Below are 17,857 nucleotides of genomic sequence, written 5' to 3' on the forward strand. Positions count from 1 at the left end.
ACCCTCCCCGACCGAGGTGAACCATGAGTTCCTCGCGTTCCCGCGTCCGATGGCTGACGCTCGCACTGATCGTCGCCCTCATCGTCATCAACTACATCGACCGCAGCGCGGTCAGCTACGCGGTGGGCCCGCTCACCAAGAGCTTCGGCATCACCAAGTCCCAGTACGGGCTGATCAGCAGCGCCTTCTCCATCGGCTACATGGTGTTCGCCTTCCTCGCGGGCCCGCTGGTCGACTGGTACGGCGCGCGGCGCATTCTGCTCGTGGGCGTGGCCATCTGGTCGGTCGTCACCGCGGTGACCCCCGTCTCCGGCTCCTTCATCGGGCTGTTCGTGGCACGCATCGTCCTCGGTGCCGGTGAGGGCCCGGGCTTCCCGGCAGCGACCCGAACGGTCAGCCGCTGGCTGCCACAGAAGGAACGCGGGATCGCGCTCGCGATGGTCGGCGGTGTCGCCGTGGCCGGCTCGCTGCTCATCGGCGGTCCGTTGGTGACGCAGTTGATCGCGGGCGTGGGCTGGCGTGGCATGTTCTGGGTGCTCGCCGTGCTCGGCGCGCTCTGGCTCGCCGCCGCCTGCGTACTTTTGAGAAACACCCCGGACGACCACCGCGGGGTCTCGGCGGAGGAGCGCGCGCACATCGCGGCGGGCCAGCTGGAGGAGGAACGCACTTCCACGAACAGGGTCCAATGGCGGCCCGTGCTCACCAACCGCAACCTGTGGATCATCGCGGTGGGCTATTTCGCCTGGGGCTTCATGTTCTGGGGCTTCATGTACTGGCTGCCCGACTACCTGTCCTCGCAGTACGGCCTCAGCGTCACCGCGGTCGGACTGTTCACCGTGGCGCCCTGGGCGGCCGGTGTCGTGGGCGCGATACTCGGCGGCGTGATCACCGACCGGGTCTTCGCGCGCACCGGCAGCCCCCGCACCCGCCTCACCGTCATGGGCGTGGCGCTCCTGCTGTCCGGTGCCGCACTCGTGCCGATCACGGTGGAGCCGTCGCTGACGGTGTCGGTCACCTTCATCTCCGTCGGTGTCGGCCTGGGCTTCGTCACGGGCGGCATCTGGTGGGTCGCGGCCATTGACGCGGTGCCCTCTCAGCCCGGCGTCGCGGCGGGTTTCGCCGACGCGGCGTTCGCCCTGTCCGGTATCGTCGCGCCGTCCGTCATGGGCTTCATCGTCACTTCCACGGGCAGCTTCTCCAGCGGCTTCGTGGTGATGAGCGCCCTCGCCGTGATCGGTGCCGGCTCGATGCTGGTCCTGCCGAAGCCCTACCGGCGCCGGCTGGATCCCGCGTCGGACGGCACGGCCGACCTGGTCGCGCCCTGAGCAACGTCCCGAGCCCGGTCCCTCCATCCCGCCCGGATGCTGGTGGCACCGGGCCGGTCGCAGGCGGTGATGTGCTCGGCCGCCTCGACCACAGCGGTCCGTCCCCTCCCGTGTCCCGGTCCCGCGCGGTGTCAAGGACCTTGTCGATGCTGCTTCCGACCGGGGTGAGGAGCACCGGGCGTCTTGGCGGCGGCCCGGTCGGCGGCCGGCGCCCGGTGCACTTCACATCCATCCCGGTGGTGTGTCACATCCAGGGCCGGTTGCCCTGCTCCTGGCGCGGCGGGTCCGCCCGGCCGGCCCCGCAAGGGCTGTCCCGCGATCCCCGGCGGGCACGCGACGCCGGCTACGGCACCTCGCCGCGTTGTCGGAACGTCCGCGTCCTTCCAGCGCGCGGATGTCCCTCCGCCCTGCGGCACCGCATCCGAGCCGCACGCTGATCCACCGCGGATCACGCACCAGTCCTCAGGCAGAGCAAGATCCGCCGTCTCGTACTGGGCGAGGCGGCAACCGAACGCCCGGCTACGGCAGTTCGGGCCGCTCACGGCATGGCTCCGACATGTGCAGCGCCGTGATCAGGCACCCCCACCCGCCGGCGCCACCGGCTGATGTCCGTGCTCGGTCACGCCGGTCAACCGCTTTCAGGGCCTGGGGGACGCAGGTGTGGCCGATGGTCTTGGAGGCACCCTGCCGCCCACCGTCCACGGCGAGATGATGACGCACGGCACCCGAAAGCCGAGCCTCACCGGCAGTTGCCGCCGGGACGGAGGCCGGCGGGAGGCCATGCCGGCGAACTCGCCTGTGGTGCCGGCCGGAAGGCCGGGGGAGTACCTGGTCGAACAGGCCGTCGTTCTCGTCGTAGTTGAGGATGAGGACGGCGGTCTCGGTCTCGGCCCAGGAGGTGACTGCCGGTTCGAGCCCGGTCGGCAGGGCTGGGAGTCGCCTTCCTCGCACACCTCGATGGCCGGCCGGGACGTCGATCCGGGCCGGAACCGGTAATCCAGGCGCGGCCCGCACCACGGGTGCACCCGGAAAGAGCCGGTATGTTCCCTGGTCAGTCGCCCCCCGCTGGAACAGAATGGTCCGGTACCGGTGAAGATCGCGCGGCGGGCCGGGCAAGCCCCGCCGGCCTCGGCGGGGGAGAGGTGCTCAGGTGGCGGAAGGACCGGCGGAACAACGGTAGTCGGGTTCCGCGGCGGACCCGGTGAACATCCGACACGGGGGCGAACGTCCGGGTGGCAGCCCGGGGAGGGACGGCACGGCCTTGGCAGAACAACCGGCGATCCCGGACGATTCGCCTGCAGTCCTCGGACCCCGGCTGATCGGACGGTCGGCGGAACTGGGCCGGGCCGTGCGCGCCCTCACCGCCGCCACCCCCGCGACCGTCCTCATCGAGGGCGAGGCCGGCATCGGCAAGACCCGGTTGCTGCAGGAGATGCTGGACATCCCCGCGCTCGACGGAGTGCTCGTGGCGGGCTGCCCGCCGTTCCGTGAGGCCCTCACCCTCGGCCCCGTCGTGGACGCCGTACGCCAGGCCCACTCCCCGGTGGCCGGTCGGAACCTGTCCGCCCTGGCCGGCGCGCTGCGCCCGCTCTTCCCGGAATGGGCGGACGTCCTGCCGCCCGCGCCCGAACCGCTCGACGACGCCGGGGCCGCCCGGCACCGCCTCTTCCGGGCCCTCCACGAACTCCTCACCACGTGCGGTACCACGCTGCTCGCGGTCGAGGACGCCCACTGGGCCGACGCGGCCACCCTGGACTTCCTGCTGTTCCTCGCCACCCGGCCCGCCGCCGATCGGATCAGCCTGGTGCTGACCTACCGGCCCGAGGACGTGCCGGCCGGCTCCCCCCTGCTGAGCCTGCTGGCCAGACCGGTCCCCGGCACCGTCCACACCCGGATCGCGCTCGCTCCCCTCACCGTCTCCCAGACCGCGCAGTTCGTGTCCTCGATGCTGCACGACGAACACGTCTCCGACGCCTTCGCCGCGTTCTTGCACAAGCACACGTCAGGGCTCCCGCTCGCCCTGGAGGAGTGCGTGCGCCTGCTGGGCGAGCGCGCCGACCTGATCCGGCGCGACGGCGAGTGGCGACGCAGGACCCTGACCCAGATCGAGGTCCCGCCGACGATCCGCGACGCCGTCCTGGAGCGCGCCGCCCGGCTCGGCCCGGATGAGTGCCAGGTGTTGCGCGCCTCCGCGGTCCTGGCCGAAGCCGTGCACCCGACGGTGCTCGTCGCCGTCTCCGGTCTGCCGCAAGACCGCGGCCGTACCGCCCTCGCCGCGGCCGTTCGGGCCAGGGCGCTGGTCGAGGACTCCGGCGGACGGGTCCACTTCCGCCATCTGCTGGCGGCCCGCGCCGTCTACGACGACATCCCCGGCGGTGAACGTCGTGCCCTGCACCTGCGTGCCGGCCGGGCCCTGGAGGCCCTGTCCCCGGTGCCGGTCGCCCGGCTGCCACGGCACTTCGCGGAAGCCGGCGACATCGACGCCTGGCGGCACTACACCGAACGCGCCGCCGACCTCGCCCTCGCCTCGGGCGACCAGCCCGCCGCCGTCACCGCCCTGCACACGCTGCTGTCGGCCGGCGACCTGCCGGCCGGAGCCGTCGCCCGGCTGTGCCGGAAGTTCCCCGTCTTCGCGTTCTCCGGCTACCTCGGCAGCACCGAGCTGCTCCGGGTCCTGCGCGACCTGCTCGACGGCGGCGCGCTGTCCGCGTCCGAACGTGGCCAGGTCCGGGCTCAGTTGGGCCGGATGCTGATGCACGCCGGGCAGTACACGGCGGGCGCCGCCGAACTGGAACGCGCCATCGACGACCTCGACGACCACCCCTACGAGGCCGCCACCGCCATGAGTTCGCTCAGCCGTCCGGCAGGCGCCGACTGGCCGGTCTCCGCCCACCGGCGCTGGCTCGACAGGTCCATCGAACTGGTCGAGGTCCGCATCCCCGCGGAGCGACGGCTTTCCTTCCGCGTCGACCAGGCGACCTCCCTGCTGGAGATGGGCGACCCCAGCGGCTGGGACGTCGCCGCCGAGATCCCCGAGACCGCGGACCGCCCGGCCGACGTGCTGAGCGTCATCCGTGCCGACCTCAACATCGGGGACGCCGCGATGCATTGGGGGCTGTATCCGCAGGCCCGGCGCCGCCTCGACCGGGCTGTCGAGACCGCCACGGAGAACGGCTTTTTGCGGGTGAGGGACATGGCCGAGGTGACCCGGGCCCACCTCGACTGGTACACCGGCCGCTGGCAGGCTCTGGCCGAACGCCTCGCCGCACTCGCCGCCATCGAGGAAGAGCCCCTGATCGTCCTGGACCGCCTTCTGCTCACCGCGTTGCTCACCTCGGCCACCTCCACCGACCCCGACGAACTCGCCGAGGCCGGCGAGCAGTTCGAACGGGTCCTGGCCGAGGCGACGCGCCGCGGGATCGTCGACATGCGGCTGGAGCCCACGGCCGCCCTCGCGGCGATACGGCTTGCCGACGGCACCGACGCCGACAGCCTCGCCCTGACCGACGAGGGCATGCGGATCGTCACCCGCAAGGGCATCTGGCTGTGGGCCACCGAGATCGCCCCGGTACGCGTCCAGGCCCTCGTGGCCGCCGGGCGCACCACCGAGGCCGACGAACTCCTCACTCGCTACGCACGCAAGCTGCGTGGCAGCACAGCCCTCAGCGCCGCGGCCGCACTGACGGTCTGCCGGGCCTGGCTCGCCGAATCCCGTGAATCCCCCGACCGGACGGCGCAACGCTGGCAGGCCGCGGCCACCGCCTGGGACCGGCTGCCGCGGCCCTACTCGGCACTGCTCGCCCGGGAACGACAGGCCCTCGCGCTGGCCGCGGCGGGCCGTGACAGCGAGGCAGCCGAACTGCTCACCCGCGTCGAGGCCGGACTGCGGACTCTCGGCGCCGAACGTGACGCCCGAAGGGTGGCCGCGCGGGACCGGCGGGTGACCCGCGGCGGCCGGCGCGGCTACGGCGACCGGCTCTCCCCACGGGAGCTGGAGGTGGTGCGGCTGATGCTGACCGGGCTGTCCACCCCGGACATCGCCAGGGCGCTGTCGCGCTCACCCAGGACGGTGGCGGCACAGCTCAACTCCGCGATGCGCAAACACCGGGTCAAGTCGCGCACCGCTCTCGCGGTGGCCGCGCTCCAGGCCGGCATCGCCCCCGCCGAGGCCTCATTGGATCCCGAGCCGCACGTCTAGCACCTCTAGCACGGTGCGGCCCGGCCGGACGCGGGCGGACACGGCCGAACACGGCGGGATGCACAGCGAACCGCTCACCGACCACGGCTGAACTTTAGGTCACTTGACGCATCGTTGGGCGATCACGGTTGTCGCCATACTCACCCCCGCGCGCACGCTCAGCCCCCCGCGACAGCAAACGGAGATCAGCACCGTGAACCGCTCTGGTGAGGACCCCCCGCACGACGGGTGTCCGGCCGGACCACAACCCTCGGACGGACCGTCACCGCTCCAGGCGGAGCAGACCGTCGCCGAGACACCCGACGCCACCACGGACTCGGACGACGACCCCCTCACGTTCTACGAACCCCTGTGACCGGACGGCCCGTGACCTTGCCCACCGAAAGGCGACCAACGCTTTGAACCGACCCATACCCCTGACCAGGCGCGGCAGGAGCGCACTGTGGGCGATGGCGCTCGCCACGGCCTGCGGCCTGTTCGTCGTGCCCGCCTCCGCCGCACAGGACGAGGCACCCGCCGCCTTCACCCGGACGCCCGCCGCCCAGGCCGCCACCGCGGACTGCCAGGTCACCCTGCCCGGCGGCCTCAAGGCCACCGTCACCCCCGACGGTACCCGCGTCACCGACCCGGCCGCCGCCGGGCAGACGATGCTCACCTACCGCAGCGACGGCCACCAGTACCTCGTCCCGGAGAACGTCGCCGGCCAAGCCGGGACGAAGAGCCAGGCCGCCTACGACACCACCGCGCTCGCCCAGCGGACCTGCGGCACAGGCGAGTTCGCGCCGACCGCCCGGCACACGGCTCCGGCCGGCCACGACGCGTACACCATGGGCAGACTCACCGCTCACCTGATCGACAGCGAGGGACGGCCTGCCGTCGGGGGCCTGCTCATCCTCGCCGACGCCGACCACACCACGTACGTCACCCGGCGCTTCGGCGTCGCCTACGGCAGCCTGAAGATCTCCGTACCCACCGGCCACTACGAGGCCGTCTATGTCGACGGCTCGCACATCACCGTCGCACCCGAGGTGACGGTCGAGGACGGCACCAGCATCACCCTGGACGCCCGCACCTCCACCCACGAGATCCCGGTGCCGGCCACGCCCCGTCCGGCGACGCTCACCAGCACCGAACTGTCGCTGTACCGCAGCGACGGCACGCCGAGCGGCGACGCGGCCGGGCCGCTCCTGCAGGTCCAGAGAATGGGCTCCACTCCGGCCGGCATCACACTCAACACCACGGCACCGGTCAAGCACGGCCGGTTCGAGGCGGTGGTCACCGCCGACTTCGCCTCGCCGGCCGATGCGCCGCAGCCCTACGCGTACCACGTCGCCCACTCCTACGATCATCTGCCGAGTTCGTACCCGACGTCCGTCGACCCGAAGTCGCTGGCCACGGTCACCCGGACCTACTCCGCGCCCACCGGCCCCACCGGTAGCGACCTGCTGGTCACCAACGTGACGCCGGTGTGGGCCGCCACCGCCGGCGTGCAGACCGCCACCGGGATCGAGTTCGTGACCCCCGGCACCGTGCGCACCGAGTACGTCAGCTCGCCCGCCGGCCTCGACTGGCGCACCCAGGTGGAGGACGAGCAGACCCGTCGCCTGCTCACCGGCAAGGACACCACCTACCGCCCGGGCGCCCGCAGTTCTGAGACGTGGGAGGCCGGCGCCCCGCACCCGGCCGTGCAGCTCGACACCGGCACCGGCGCCGTCTACTGCGGCGCCTGCGCGAGCACGGACACCATGGTCTTCGGCATCGGCGAGGACAGTGACACCAGCCCCGGCACCATCGGTCTGGGATACGACGACTCCAGCACCGTCACCCTGACCCGCAACGGCACGCTCCAGGCCACCGGCACCACCAGCCTGTTCGGGGCCGGCGTCGACGTTCCGCCGGGCCGCGCCACCTACCAGCTGCGGCAGCAGACCACGCGCGGTCACGGCGACCTGTCGCCCAGCACCGACACGACGTGGACCTTCACCGCCGACCCGGGCAAGGGCAAGGCCCTGCCGGCCCGCGTGCACTGCGCCGGCCCCGTCGACTCGTGTGCCGCGCTGCCGCTGCTGTTCGCCTCCACCGACACCGACGCGGACATCCAGCACCAGCTCGACGCCGGCCGGCACACCATCGATCTGCACGTGACGCGCCAGCAGTTCGCCTCCGCCCCGCCGGTCTCCGGTGCCCGGCTCCACGTGTCCTACGACGACGGCAAGCACTGGCAGAGCCTGAGGCTGACGGGCAGCAACGGCGTCTACCGGGCCGACTACACCGTCCCTGCCCGTGCGGTCGGCGGCACCGTCTCCTTCAAGCTCGCTGCCTGGGACAGCCAGGGCAATCGGATCGACCAGGTGCTGCCCGGCGCCTACCGGGTGCGGTGACCGTGACCACCACAGTTTCTCAGGAGCCCTCTGTGACGAAGAAACGCCTCATCCGGCCTCTGGTCGGCGCAGTCGCGGTCGCCGGCACCGTGCTCGGCCTGATCACGGTGGTCTCGCCCGCCTCCTTCGGGGCCGACGGCAGCGACACCGGCACCGACAGAGACACCGCCCCGGTGGCCGTCTGCTCCGCCCCGCCGCCCGGACAGCTCGCCTGTCAGGCGGACGTGATCCCGGACCACTCGATCGCGGACCGCCGGTCCTTCGCCGGCAAGAACGCCGACGAGCTCCCCAAGGGCTACGGGCCGGCCGACGTCCAGTCCGCGTACGCCATCGCCGACGCGGTCAAGGCACACGCCGGCCAGGGCCGCACCGTGGCCATCGTCGACGCTCACGACGCGCCCACGGTCGAGGCCGACCTCGCGCACTACCGCGCCACCTTCGGGCTGCCGGCCTGCACCACCGACAACGGCTGCTTCCGCAAGGTCAACCAACGCGGTGACGCCGGACCGCTGCCCGCGGTCGACCCCAGCTGGGCGGTGGAGATCAGCCTGGACGTGGACGCCGTCTCGGCGGCCTGCCCCGACTGCAAGATCCTCCTGGTCGAGGCCGACTCGGCCAGCGCGGACGCCCTCGCCGAGGGCGTCGACACCGCTGTGCGGCTCGGTGCCGATGCCGTCTCCAACAGCTACAGCGCCCCGGAGACCGCGGTCACGGACAACGACTTCACCGCGAAGGGCGGCCTGCCCGCGGCCGCCGGCTCCTACGCCCACCCCGGTGTGCCGATCCTCGCCGCGTCCGGCGACGCCGGCTTCCAGCTCGACGCCCCCTATCCGGCGGACCTCACCTCGGTCATCGCGGTCGGCGGCACCTCTGTGACCCGCAGCGACACCGCACGAGGCTGGACGGAGACCGCCTGGGGCTCGACCGACCGTCCCCAGGGCGCCGGGGCGTCCTGCTCGGCGCACATCGACAAGCCGGCCTGGCAGCATGACACCGCCTGCCCGGGCCGGAGCGTCGCCGACATCTCCGCCCTCGCCGATCCCCTGACCGGACTCGCCGTCTACGACAGCACCCCGGACCCCGCCGACGGCCTGCCCGGTGGCTGGCTCCGCGCCGGCGGCACCAGCGCGGCCACCCCGCTCGTCGCGGCCATGTACGTGATGGCCGGCCCCGCCGAGGGCATCAAGGACGCCTCGGGCCTGTACGCCCACCGCGACCACCTCAACGACGTCGTCGGCGGCCCGAGTGTCAGCGTGGCGGGCAGCGGCCAGGAGTGCCCCGCCACCAGTTACCTGTGTGCCGCGCTCAAGGGCTACGACGCCCCCACCGGGCTCGGTTCCCCCAACGGACTGGAGGCACTGCGATTCTGAGACCCGGTGCGTTCTCGCATCACCCGTGACGTCCTCGTCGCGGTCCGCACCACCCGGCCCCGGGCACGGTCCGCCGTGCCCGGGGCCCCGCCGACGGCAGCCGCGGGGCGGGAACGGAGCGGCGCATGGCGGCCACAGGGGATGCACCGGCGTGGATCACCGACTGCCGTGTGCACACCCGTCTTCAGCGCAGGCCCAGCCCCCGGCGGCCGGTGTCGTTGAGCTGGTCGATGGTGAACCGGCCGCTCCGGGAACGCTCGTAGTGTTCCCCGGGGAAGTCGCTGGGGCTCGAGCCGGTGAGGAACGCATCGCGGACCTCGGCGGCGTAGCGCTCATTGCGGGCACACCACGGGGCGGCCGGGATGTACATGACGTCGCCCCAGTCCTTCTGCCCGGTGACCGGGGCGACGCTGTGGACCATGTCGCAGTGCCACCACACCGAGTCCCCGGCGCGCACGTCCGGGATCGGGGTGAGGGCGCGGTAGAGCGTCGGATGCCAGCGCTCGGTGACCGGGAAGACCTGGTTGACGGTCGCGCCGCACATCGAGTCCTCGGGTACGTCCGGCAGGAGCGGGCGCAGCAGCAGGTAGGCCATGATCTCCGGGATCGGCACGGTGTGCAGCACGCCCTGGTCGGCGTCCATGTCGGACAGCGCGGTCCAGCCCTGGAAGGTGCGGAAGCGTCCAGTCGGCCCGCACGGCGTCCGACCGGTGACACCGCCCGCACACCGGCCAGAAGGGAACGGAGCGTCAGAGGGGCTGCGAAGCCAAGCGCGCACCCCCGGCGGCATCCTGGTCACCTCCACCGGCCGCGGACCGGACGAGTAGGCCCGGCAAGAACTGGCCGCACCGGACGCCGACGGGGCACACACCTTGGGACCGCCGCCCGCCAAGGAGGCGCACCTGCACCTGTTCTGCGGGCTGTCCGGCTGCCCCCGCACTCTCCGCGCACCGCATCGACGACGGTGTCCGACCCCCCCTTGCCCACAGCACACAGCTTCTGAATAAGGTTAGCCTCGCCTAAATCGTTCAAGGTGAAAGTACCAACGCTAGGAGCTGGGACACATGTCTCTTTGGCGCCGCGGTCCGGCCGCAGTCGCTCTCGCCGTCACCGCCGCCCTCTCACTCGCGGCGTGTGGCAGTGATTCCACGGACACCAGAGCGGGGGCAGACTCCTTCGCCGCGGCCGACGCGGGCACGAAGGACTCGAAGTCGGTCGCCAAGGGCGGCAAGAACTTCGCGGACGCCGCTGAGAAGACGGCCGAGCTCGGCACGACCGCCAAGCCCGGCCAGTGGCCGCGCACCATCAGGCACGCGATGGGCAGCACCGTGATCAAGGCACAGCCCAAGCGCGTGGTCGTGCTGGACGTCGGCGAGCTCGACAACGTCGTCTCCCTGGGCGTGAAGCCGGTCGGTGTGGCCCTGACCGAGGGCTCCCCGCAGATGCCGTCGTACCTGAGGAAGCAGGCCGGAACACCGAAGAACGTCGGCACCATCAACAGCCTCAACCTGGAGGCGATCGCGGCCCTCAAACCGGACCTGATCCTGGGCAGCCAGCTGCGGGCCGCCGCCTCCTACGACGAGCTGTCACAGATAGCGCCGACCGTCTTCTCCATCCGCCCCGGCTTCACGTGGAAGGAGAACTACCTTCTCAACGCCGCCGCGCTGGACAAGACGGCACAGGCCAAGGCCAACCTGGCCGCCTACGAGAAGCGGGCGAAAGCGCTCGGCGACAAGCTCGGCGCCCACAAGCCGACCGTGTCGATGGTCCGTTACATGCCCGGCGGCGTCATCCGGCTGTACGCCAACGACTCCTTCATCGGCACGATCCTGAAGGACATCGGCATACCCCGCCCCAAGAACCAGGACATCGAAGACCTGGCCGCCGAGATCAGCGCGGAGAACATCGACCAGGCCGACGCCGACTGGATCTTCACCGGTGTCTACGGCGACCCCAAGGCCACGGCCAAGAGCACGTCGCAGGGCAACCCGCTGTGGAAGAACCTCAAGGCGGTCAAGGACGGCCACGCCTACGACGTGCCGGACGAAACCTGGTACCTGGGGCTCGGCGTCACCGCCGCCGACTCGGTGCTGGACGACCTCCAGAAGTACCTGACGGCCTGACGGCAGAAAGCGAGCGCGGCGCATGTCGCCACTTCTTCGCCGCCGGGCGGGCTGGCTGCTGGCCGGCACGGCGATGCTGCTGATCGCCGTCCTGCTGAGCCTCGCCGTGGGCAGCCGGCAGATAGCACCGGGCCAGGTGATCCAGGCCCTGCTCCACGGGGGCACCAGCGACGACGCCCAGGTGGTGCGGTCCTTGCGGATGCCCCGCACGGTCATCGGCGTGATGGCGGGCGCGGCACTCGCGGTCGCCGGGACGATGATGCAGGGCATCACCCGCAACCCCATCGCGGAACCCGGCATCCTCGGCATCAGCCAGGGCGCCTCGCTGGGCGTGGTGTGCGCGATCGCGTTCGGCGGCGTGCACACGGTGAGCGGGTACGTATGGTTCGCGTTCACGGGCGCGGCCCTGGCGGCGGCAGGCGTGTACACCATCGCCAGCCGCGGACGCGCAGGAGCCTCGCCCGTCCGACTCGCCCTCGCCGGCGCCGCGATGAACGCCTTCCTCGCCTCGCTGGTGTCCGGTATCTCCGCCACCGACGCCCGCGCGCTGGACGAGTTCCGGTTCTGGCAGGTGGGCTCGATCAGCGGACGCGACAGCGCGGTCATCGGCCAGCTCCTGCCCTTCCTCCTGGCCGGCCTGGTACTGGCCGCGGCGTTGGCCCGGGGCCTGGACGCGCTCGCGCTCGGCGACGACGCCGCGAAGAACCTCGGGCACAACGTGGGCCTGCTGCGCATGCTCGGCGCGCTGGGCGCGACCGTGCTGACGGGCGCGGCGGTGGCCGCGGCCGGCCCGATCGCGTTCACCGGCCTGGCCGTGCCGCACATCGCCCGTGCCCTGCTGGGCACCGCGCACCGCTGGGTGCTGCCGCTGGCCGCACTGCTGGGGCCGGTGATGATCCTCGGCTCCGACGTGCTGGGCCGCATCCTCTTCCCGCCCTCGGAGGTTCCGGTGGCCGTCATGACCGCGCTGATCGGCGTGCCGTTCCTGATCGTGCTCGTCCGCCGGCGAAGGGCGGTGCCCGCATGAGCCGGACCACGGCCACCGCCCCGCTCACCGTCCGCCCGGCCGGCCACGCCGTGCTGCGCCGGGGACGCGCCAGCTTCCTCGTGCACCGGCGCTCCGTCGCCGTGGCCGCCGCCCTGACGGTGCTGCTCGCCTGCGCGGTGGTGGCGTACCTGTGCGTCGGCGAGTCCTTCGTCCCTCCCGGCGAGGTCGTCCGCGTGCTCCTCGACCGGCCCAGCCCCGACGAGCTGGTGGTGGGCACGCTGCGCCTGCCCCGGCTGGTCGTCGCACTGCTGACGGGGGCCGCGTTCGGTGTCGCGGGCGCCCTGGTGCAGACCGTCGTCCGCAACCCGCTGGCCAGTCCCGACGTCATCGGTGTCACGCACGGCGCGGGCGCGGCCACGGTCGCCGCCCTGAGCTTCGACGCCGTCGCCTCCGACGCGCTCCCGTACGTCTCCGTCGCCGGCGGCCTGACGGCCGCGCTGTTCGTCTACCTGTTCGCCTGGCGGCGCGGCACCCACGCGGCGCGTTTCGTGCTGATCGGCATCGGTGTGTCGGTCGCACTCGGTTCCCTGACCCAGTTGTTCCTCACCAAGGGCGACTACCTGGTGGCCCAGCAGGCCAAGATCTGGCTGACCGGCTCCCTCAACGGCCGCGGCTACGCGGAGGCACGCCCCCTCGCCCTCGTCCTGCTGCTCGCCGTCCCGGCGGCCGCCTGGGCCGCGCGGGCCCAGCGCGGGGCGTCCTTCGACGACGACACCGCCACCGCACTGGGCGTACGCCTGGACCGGGTCCGGCTCGGCCTGACCGTGCTCGGCGTCGTACTGGCGTCCGTGGCGACCGGCGCCGCCGGACCGGTCGACTTCGTCGCGCTCCTCGCCCCGCACATCGCGCGCAGGCTCACCCGCACGGCCCAGATCCCCCTGCTGTCCTCGGCACTGACCGGCGCACTGGTCGTCGTGACCGCGGACCTGCTGGCCCGTCGCCTGTTCTCCCCGATCGAGCTGCCGGTCGGAGTCCTCACCGCCGCGGTGGGCGCCCCGTACCTGATGTGGCTCATCGCCCGTACCCGCGGCCGCTCCGGAGGCGCATCATGAACACCCCGCCCGTCAGCCGCCTCACGGCCCAGGACCTGACCCTCGCCTACGAGGACCGCGTCGTCGTCGAGAACCTGGACCTGCAGATCCCCGACGGCAAGGTCACGGTCATCGTCGGCCCCAACGCCTGCGGCAAGTCGACCCTGTTGCGGGCACTGGGCCGCCTGCTCAAGCCACGGCGGGGCACCGTGCTGCTGGACGGCACCGAACTCGCCCGCCTGCCCGGCCGCCAGGTCGCCCACACCATCGGGGTCCTGCCACAGTCCCCCACCCCACCCGACGGCATCACCGTCGCGGACCTCGTCGCCCGCGGCCGCCAGCCGCACCAACGATGGTGGCAGCAGTGGTCCGAGGCCGACGAGCGGGCCGTCGGGGAAGCGATGGAACGCACCGGCGTCACCGACCTCGCCGACCGGCCGGTCGACGAACTCTCCGGCGGCCAGCGCCAGCGGGTGTGGATCGCCATGGCACTGGCCCAGGACACCGACCTGCTCCTGCTGGACGAGCCCACGACCTATCTGGACATCGCGCACCAGGTGGAAGTCCTGGACGTGCTCCGCAGGATCAACCACGAACGGGGCCGCACCGTGGTCGCCGTCCTCCACGACCTCAACCAGGCCGCCCGCTACGCCGACCACCTCGTCGCGATGAAGGCCGGCCGTATCGTCGCCCAGGGCGCGCCGGACAAGGTCGTCACCGCCGAGACCGTCCAGGACGTCTTCAATCTCTCCTGCGTCGTCGTGCCCGACCCGGTCACCGGCGGCCCCCTCGTCGTCCCCTCCCACGCCTGGCAGCCCGCACCCCTGCAGCAGGAGCGGACCCGCTGACCGACGGACGCGGAAATCTGTTTCGAGCCCTGCCCTGGTGCCTCTACTGTGGCGCGGTGACGACTCAGGTGATCGTTCTCAACGGTGGTTCCAGTTCGGGGAAGTCCGGGATCGTCCGGTGTCTGCAGGCGGTCCTGCCCGATCCGTGGCTGGCCCTGGGGACAGACACGCTGGTTGACGCGATGCCCGCGTCCATGCAGACGTCGGACGGGGGGATCGAGTTCGCTGCGGACGGAACGGTGATCGTCGGTCCGGAGTTCCGAACCCTGGAAGCGGCATGGATCGCGGGGGTCGCCACGATGGCCCGTGCCGGCGCCCGGGTCATCGTCGATGAGGTCTTCCTCGGCGGAGCGGACTCACAGCAGCGATGGCAGAAAGCCCTGGGCGAACTGCGGGTGCTGTGGGTCGGCGTCCGGTGCGACGCCGCGGTCGCCACAGGCCGTGAGGTCGCGCGAGGCGATCGGACGATCGGAATGGCCGCCTCCCAGGCGGGAGTGGTCCACCAGGGCGTGACCTACGACCTGGAGGTGGACACCACGCATGCGGAGGCGATGGAGTGCGCACGGACCATCGCCGCACATGCCAAGTGAGCGACGGCCCGGCCGTCTGCTGCTGTGACCGCAGCACCGGGACGCGTCAGGCCGCGGCGCGACAGCCCGCGCGCTAGGGACGCAGTTCCAGACAGACGTGCGGGGACAGCGCGCGCAGGAAACCGGCCGCGTCGAAGATCTCGCCGGCCGAGGCGACACCGGCCGTCCTGGTCCGTCCCGTCAGGAGGCGGTCAACCGCTTCCACCACCAGCGGCGCGGTGACCGCGTAGATGTCCCGGCCCCTGGCCACGGCGCGCCGCTCGGCGCCGCCGCAGCGGACGACGACGTCGACGAGGAAGGTCTGTGCCGACCGGCCGCGCTCGTCGACCGCGGTCGGCGCCGGTGTGTCCGGGGCCGCCAGATCACCGGCCGCCTCGGTGGTCATGTAGGTGCGGACCTCGGGGACGGCCAAGTGGCTGGGGACGGTGACGACGTCGGCCATCGTGAAATCCCCGAGGACGGTCCGGGGGCCCAGCGGGTCGGGGAACGGCCACTTCAAGGTGGTCAGGGCATCGTCGTGGTACTCCAGCCGCCCGTTAGTGAAGCGGACGCGCCGCCCGTTCCGCCGCTGTGCGGAGACCTCGCCCGCGGCGCGGGTCCCCTGCGTGGGGTGCCAGCTGTCCAGCCCGTACGCGACGTGCACCTCGTCGGCCGCGGTCCAGTCGCCCATCGCCGCGGTGGCAAGCAGGTCGCCGAGGCCGCCGTAGAAGGCCATCGCGGGGACGACGGCCACTCCCGCGGCGCGGGCGCGGTCCGCGAAGTGCGCGAACGTGTCGGCGTTGGCCTCGATCTCAGCCGCCACGTCCACGTACGGGATCTTCGCGCGCAGCGCCGCCTCGATCACGGGAGCGGCGGTCGTGGCGAAGGGCCCGGCACAGTTGACCACCGCGGCGGTACCGGCCAGCGCGCGGGCGAGTGAGACCGGGTCGTCGACCGTTGCCGTACGCACCTCAAGCCCGGGACAGGACACTGCCAGCTCCCGCAGCTTGCCGGCGTCACGGCCGGAGAGGACCGGAACGAACCCCCGCTCGCGCAGGTGCGCCACCACGAACCGCCCCGTGTGCCCGTACGCGCCGAACACCACCACCATCTGCCCCGACCCCATGGCTCCTGCCCCCACACTCGAACGGTCAACTGCGGCCATCCTGACGGGGAGCAGCAACCCACCACCAGTGTCCGGAACGACATCACACATACAATTACGGACATGAGTTCTGTCTCGCTGGCCGTCACCGACGGAATGCTGCACTTCGAACTGTCCCTGGCATACGAGGTCTTCGGTACCGCCCCGGCCCAAGTGGCAGGCCCCTGGTACGACCTCGACATCTGCGGACCGGACACCGTGCAATTCGGCCGGTTCCGACTGCAGCCCGACCACGGACTCGACCGGCTCCAAAACGCCGACACCGTGATCGTCCCCGGCTGGGCCGACATCGACGAGGACCCGCCCGCCGACCTCGTGGACGCGGTACGCACAGCCCACGAGGCGGGAGCCCGCGTCGCCTCCCTGTGCACGGGCGCCTTCGTGCTGGCCGCGTCAGGCCTGCTGGACGGCAAGCGCGCGACCACGCACTGGGCACACACCGACGCCCTGGCCGCCCGCTACCCCGAGGTGGAGGTCGACCCGGACGTGCTCTACGTGGACAACGGCAGCGTGCTCACGTCCGCGGGCAAGGCCGCCGCGCTGGACCTGTGCCTGCACCTCATCCGCCTCGATCACGGCTCGTCCGTCGCCAACGCCGCCGCCCGCCGACTGGTCGTGCCACCGCACCGCGCCGGCGGCCAGGCCCAGTTCGTCACCACACCCGTGCCCGCCCGGGACGACCACCCGCTCACCGCCCTGTTCCCGTGGGCCATGGAGCGCCTCGACCAGCCACTGACGGTGGAGGACCTCGCACGCCGGGCGCGGATGAGCTCGCGCAACCTGAGCCGCCACTTCCGCGCGGCCACCGGCACCACCCCGCTGCAGTGGCTGCTCACCCAACGGATCCGCCGCGCCCAGGAACTCCTCGAGAAAACCGACGACAGCGTCGACACCATCGCGGAGGCCACCGGCATGGGCACCGCCACGACACTGCGCCGCCACTTCAACCGCACGGTCGGCGTGCCCCCGGACACCTACCGACGCACCTTCCGCTCAGGGACACGCCAAGTAGATCCAGTGTCGTGTCCACCATTCAGGGGAGGCTCCGGGGGCTTGCCACGGGCTTGATCCACAGGTCGTGTCTATTGCTTGCCGTCTGGCCGCGGCTGTACGAGAGGGCCTACGTGCGCGATGTCGTGTCGGTGCTGGCCGTGCTGCTGCTGGCGCTCCTGGGAGCGGTATGCGGTTGGGCGGTGGCGCTGGACAGGTGCTCGAATGCGTCGAGGAAGTCGCGGAAGGCCCGGTCGGTGCGGGTGGTGTCGCCGGTGGCGTCGAGGTCCATGAGGAGACCGCGGATGACGGCGAGAACGAGCGTTGCGAGATCCGGCCGGCCGATGCTGCGCAGGCCGTCCTCGAGCGGGCCGAGCCAGTCGGTCGTCGCGGTGCGCCGGAAGTCGGGCCACAACTGCTGCCCCGCGTTCTCGCGCAGCCGGCCGAACATCCGCAGGTACGGCTGCCCGTCCGGGCCGGTGATGGAGGTCCAGGCGCGATACAGGGTGGCCGTGTACGGCTCGTCGGGTCGTACCCGCAGGAGGTCGCCGAATGTGTCGAGCTGACGTTGCCGGGCGCGCCCGAGGACGGCCCGCAGCAGGGCGTCGCGGGTGCCGAAGTGATAGATCAGCATCCGGGCTGAGGTGCCGGTGGCGGTGGCCAGCGGCTTGAGCCGGTCGGGGAGGCCGTGCGCGAGGGCGTGATCAGCACACGCATCGAGAAGCCTCTCCTTGATGTGCGGTTCTGGCCGTCTGCCCATGGCCCTACTTTTTCACGTAACAGTTATTACGTCTACCGTTGACCGAAAG

The 17,857-nt window shown here is 72.0% G+C and carries 15 protein-coding genes; 11 read left to right on the forward strand and 4 right to left on the reverse strand.

Annotated elements, in window-relative coordinates; all coding sequences use genetic code 11:
* The first annotated feature begins 23 nt into the window (after positions 1-23).
* On the forward strand, positions 24-1,325 hold the full coding sequence (locus ACWDUZ_RS18430; RefSeq protein ID WP_451632847.1) for an MFS transporter: 1,302 nt from the start codon (positions 24-26) through the stop codon (positions 1,323-1,325).
* A gap of 519 nt (positions 1,326-1,844) precedes the next feature.
* Here the strand turns inward: ACWDUZ_RS18430 and ACWDUZ_RS18435 are convergent.
* Entirely contained in the window at positions 1,845-2,342 is a 498-nt protein-coding gene (locus tag ACWDUZ_RS18435) for an alkaline phosphatase family protein (protein WP_451632941.1), read from the reverse strand.
* Positions 2,343-2,586: 244 nt separating this feature from the next.
* On the opposite strand from ACWDUZ_RS18435, the gene ACWDUZ_RS18440 reads away from it, so the two are divergent.
* From ACWDUZ_RS18440 to ACWDUZ_RS18455, 4 genes are all read left to right on the forward strand, one after another.
* Complete coding sequence (locus tag ACWDUZ_RS18440; RefSeq protein WP_451632848.1) at positions 2,587-5,523, forward strand: ATP-binding protein; 2,937 nt, start codon at positions 2,587-2,589, stop codon at positions 5,521-5,523.
* Positions 5,524-5,716: 193 nt separating this feature from the next.
* Entirely contained in the window at positions 5,717-5,878 is a 162-nt protein-coding gene (locus ACWDUZ_RS18445) for a hypothetical protein (protein ID WP_451632849.1), read from the forward strand.
* A gap of 43 nt (positions 5,879-5,921) precedes the next feature.
* The gene (locus ACWDUZ_RS18450) at positions 5,922-7,904 is read left to right on the forward strand and encodes a hypothetical protein (protein WP_451632850.1); all 1,983 of its coding nucleotides are present in this window, start codon (positions 5,922-5,924) and stop codon (positions 7,902-7,904) included.
* A 32-nt stretch (positions 7,905-7,936) separates the two neighbouring features.
* Positions 7,937-9,274: a S53 family peptidase gene (locus ACWDUZ_RS18455; RefSeq protein WP_451632851.1), complete on the forward strand. Its 1,338-nt coding sequence runs from the start codon at positions 7,937-7,939 to the stop codon at positions 9,272-9,274.
* A 184-nt stretch (positions 9,275-9,458) separates the two neighbouring features.
* Here the strand turns inward: ACWDUZ_RS18455 and ACWDUZ_RS18460 are convergent, their stop codons facing one another.
* Positions 9,459-10,064, reverse strand: coding sequence for a YbiU family protein (locus ACWDUZ_RS18460; protein WP_451632852.1), 606 nt, complete (start codon positions 10,062-10,064; stop codon positions 9,459-9,461).
* Positions 10,065-10,338: 274 nt separating this feature from the next.
* Between ACWDUZ_RS18460 and ACWDUZ_RS18465 the strand changes: the two genes are divergently transcribed.
* The 5 genes from ACWDUZ_RS18465 to cpt are packed head-to-tail and all read left to right on the forward strand — an operon-like array spanning position 10,339 to position 14,914.
* Positions 10,339-11,397, forward strand: coding sequence for an ABC transporter substrate-binding protein (locus ACWDUZ_RS18465; RefSeq protein WP_451632853.1), 1,059 nt, complete (start codon positions 10,339-10,341; stop codon positions 11,395-11,397).
* 22 nt (positions 11,398-11,419) lie between these two features.
* Positions 11,420-12,424, forward strand: a complete 1,005-nt coding sequence (locus ACWDUZ_RS18470; RefSeq protein WP_451632854.1) for a FecCD family ABC transporter permease — start codon at positions 11,420-11,422, stop codon at positions 12,422-12,424.
* Positions 12,421-13,497 carry a FecCD family ABC transporter permease gene (locus tag ACWDUZ_RS18475; protein ID WP_451632855.1) on the forward strand — a complete coding sequence of 359 codons (1,077 nt, stop codon included), beginning with the start codon at positions 12,421-12,423 and terminating at the stop codon, positions 13,495-13,497. Before ACWDUZ_RS18470 ends, ACWDUZ_RS18475 begins: the two co-directional genes overlap by 4 nt.
* On the forward strand, positions 13,494-14,324 hold the full coding sequence (locus tag ACWDUZ_RS18480; RefSeq protein ID WP_451632856.1) for an ABC transporter ATP-binding protein: 831 nt from the start codon (positions 13,494-13,496) through the stop codon (positions 14,322-14,324). The genes ACWDUZ_RS18475 and ACWDUZ_RS18480 overlap by 4 nt, the downstream gene beginning before the upstream one ends.
* Before the next feature lie 56 nt (positions 14,325-14,380).
* Positions 14,381-14,914: a chloramphenicol phosphotransferase CPT gene (cpt, locus tag ACWDUZ_RS18485; RefSeq protein ID WP_451632857.1), complete on the forward strand. Its 534-nt coding sequence runs from the start codon at positions 14,381-14,383 to the stop codon at positions 14,912-14,914.
* A gap of 73 nt (positions 14,915-14,987) precedes the next feature.
* Here the strand turns inward: cpt and ACWDUZ_RS18490 are convergent, their stop codons facing one another.
* Positions 14,988-16,019, reverse strand: coding sequence for a saccharopine dehydrogenase family protein (locus ACWDUZ_RS18490; RefSeq protein ID WP_451632858.1), 1,032 nt, complete (start codon positions 16,017-16,019; stop codon positions 14,988-14,990).
* 102 nt (positions 16,020-16,121) lie between these two features.
* Here ACWDUZ_RS18490 and ACWDUZ_RS18495 point away from each other — a divergent pair, with 102 nt between their 5' ends.
* Positions 16,122-17,126, forward strand: coding sequence for a helix-turn-helix domain-containing protein (locus ACWDUZ_RS18495; RefSeq protein ID WP_451632859.1), 1,005 nt, complete (start codon positions 16,122-16,124; stop codon positions 17,124-17,126).
* Between the two features lie 52 nt (positions 17,127-17,178).
* On the opposite strand, the gene ACWDUZ_RS18500 is transcribed toward ACWDUZ_RS18495, so the two are convergent.
* Positions 17,179-17,808, reverse strand: coding sequence for a TetR/AcrR family transcriptional regulator (locus ACWDUZ_RS18500; protein WP_451632860.1), 630 nt, complete (start codon positions 17,806-17,808; stop codon positions 17,179-17,181).
* Positions 17,809-17,857 lie beyond the last annotated feature (49 nt).

It is taken from the genome of Streptomyces sp. NPDC003393 (assembly GCF_053589015.1).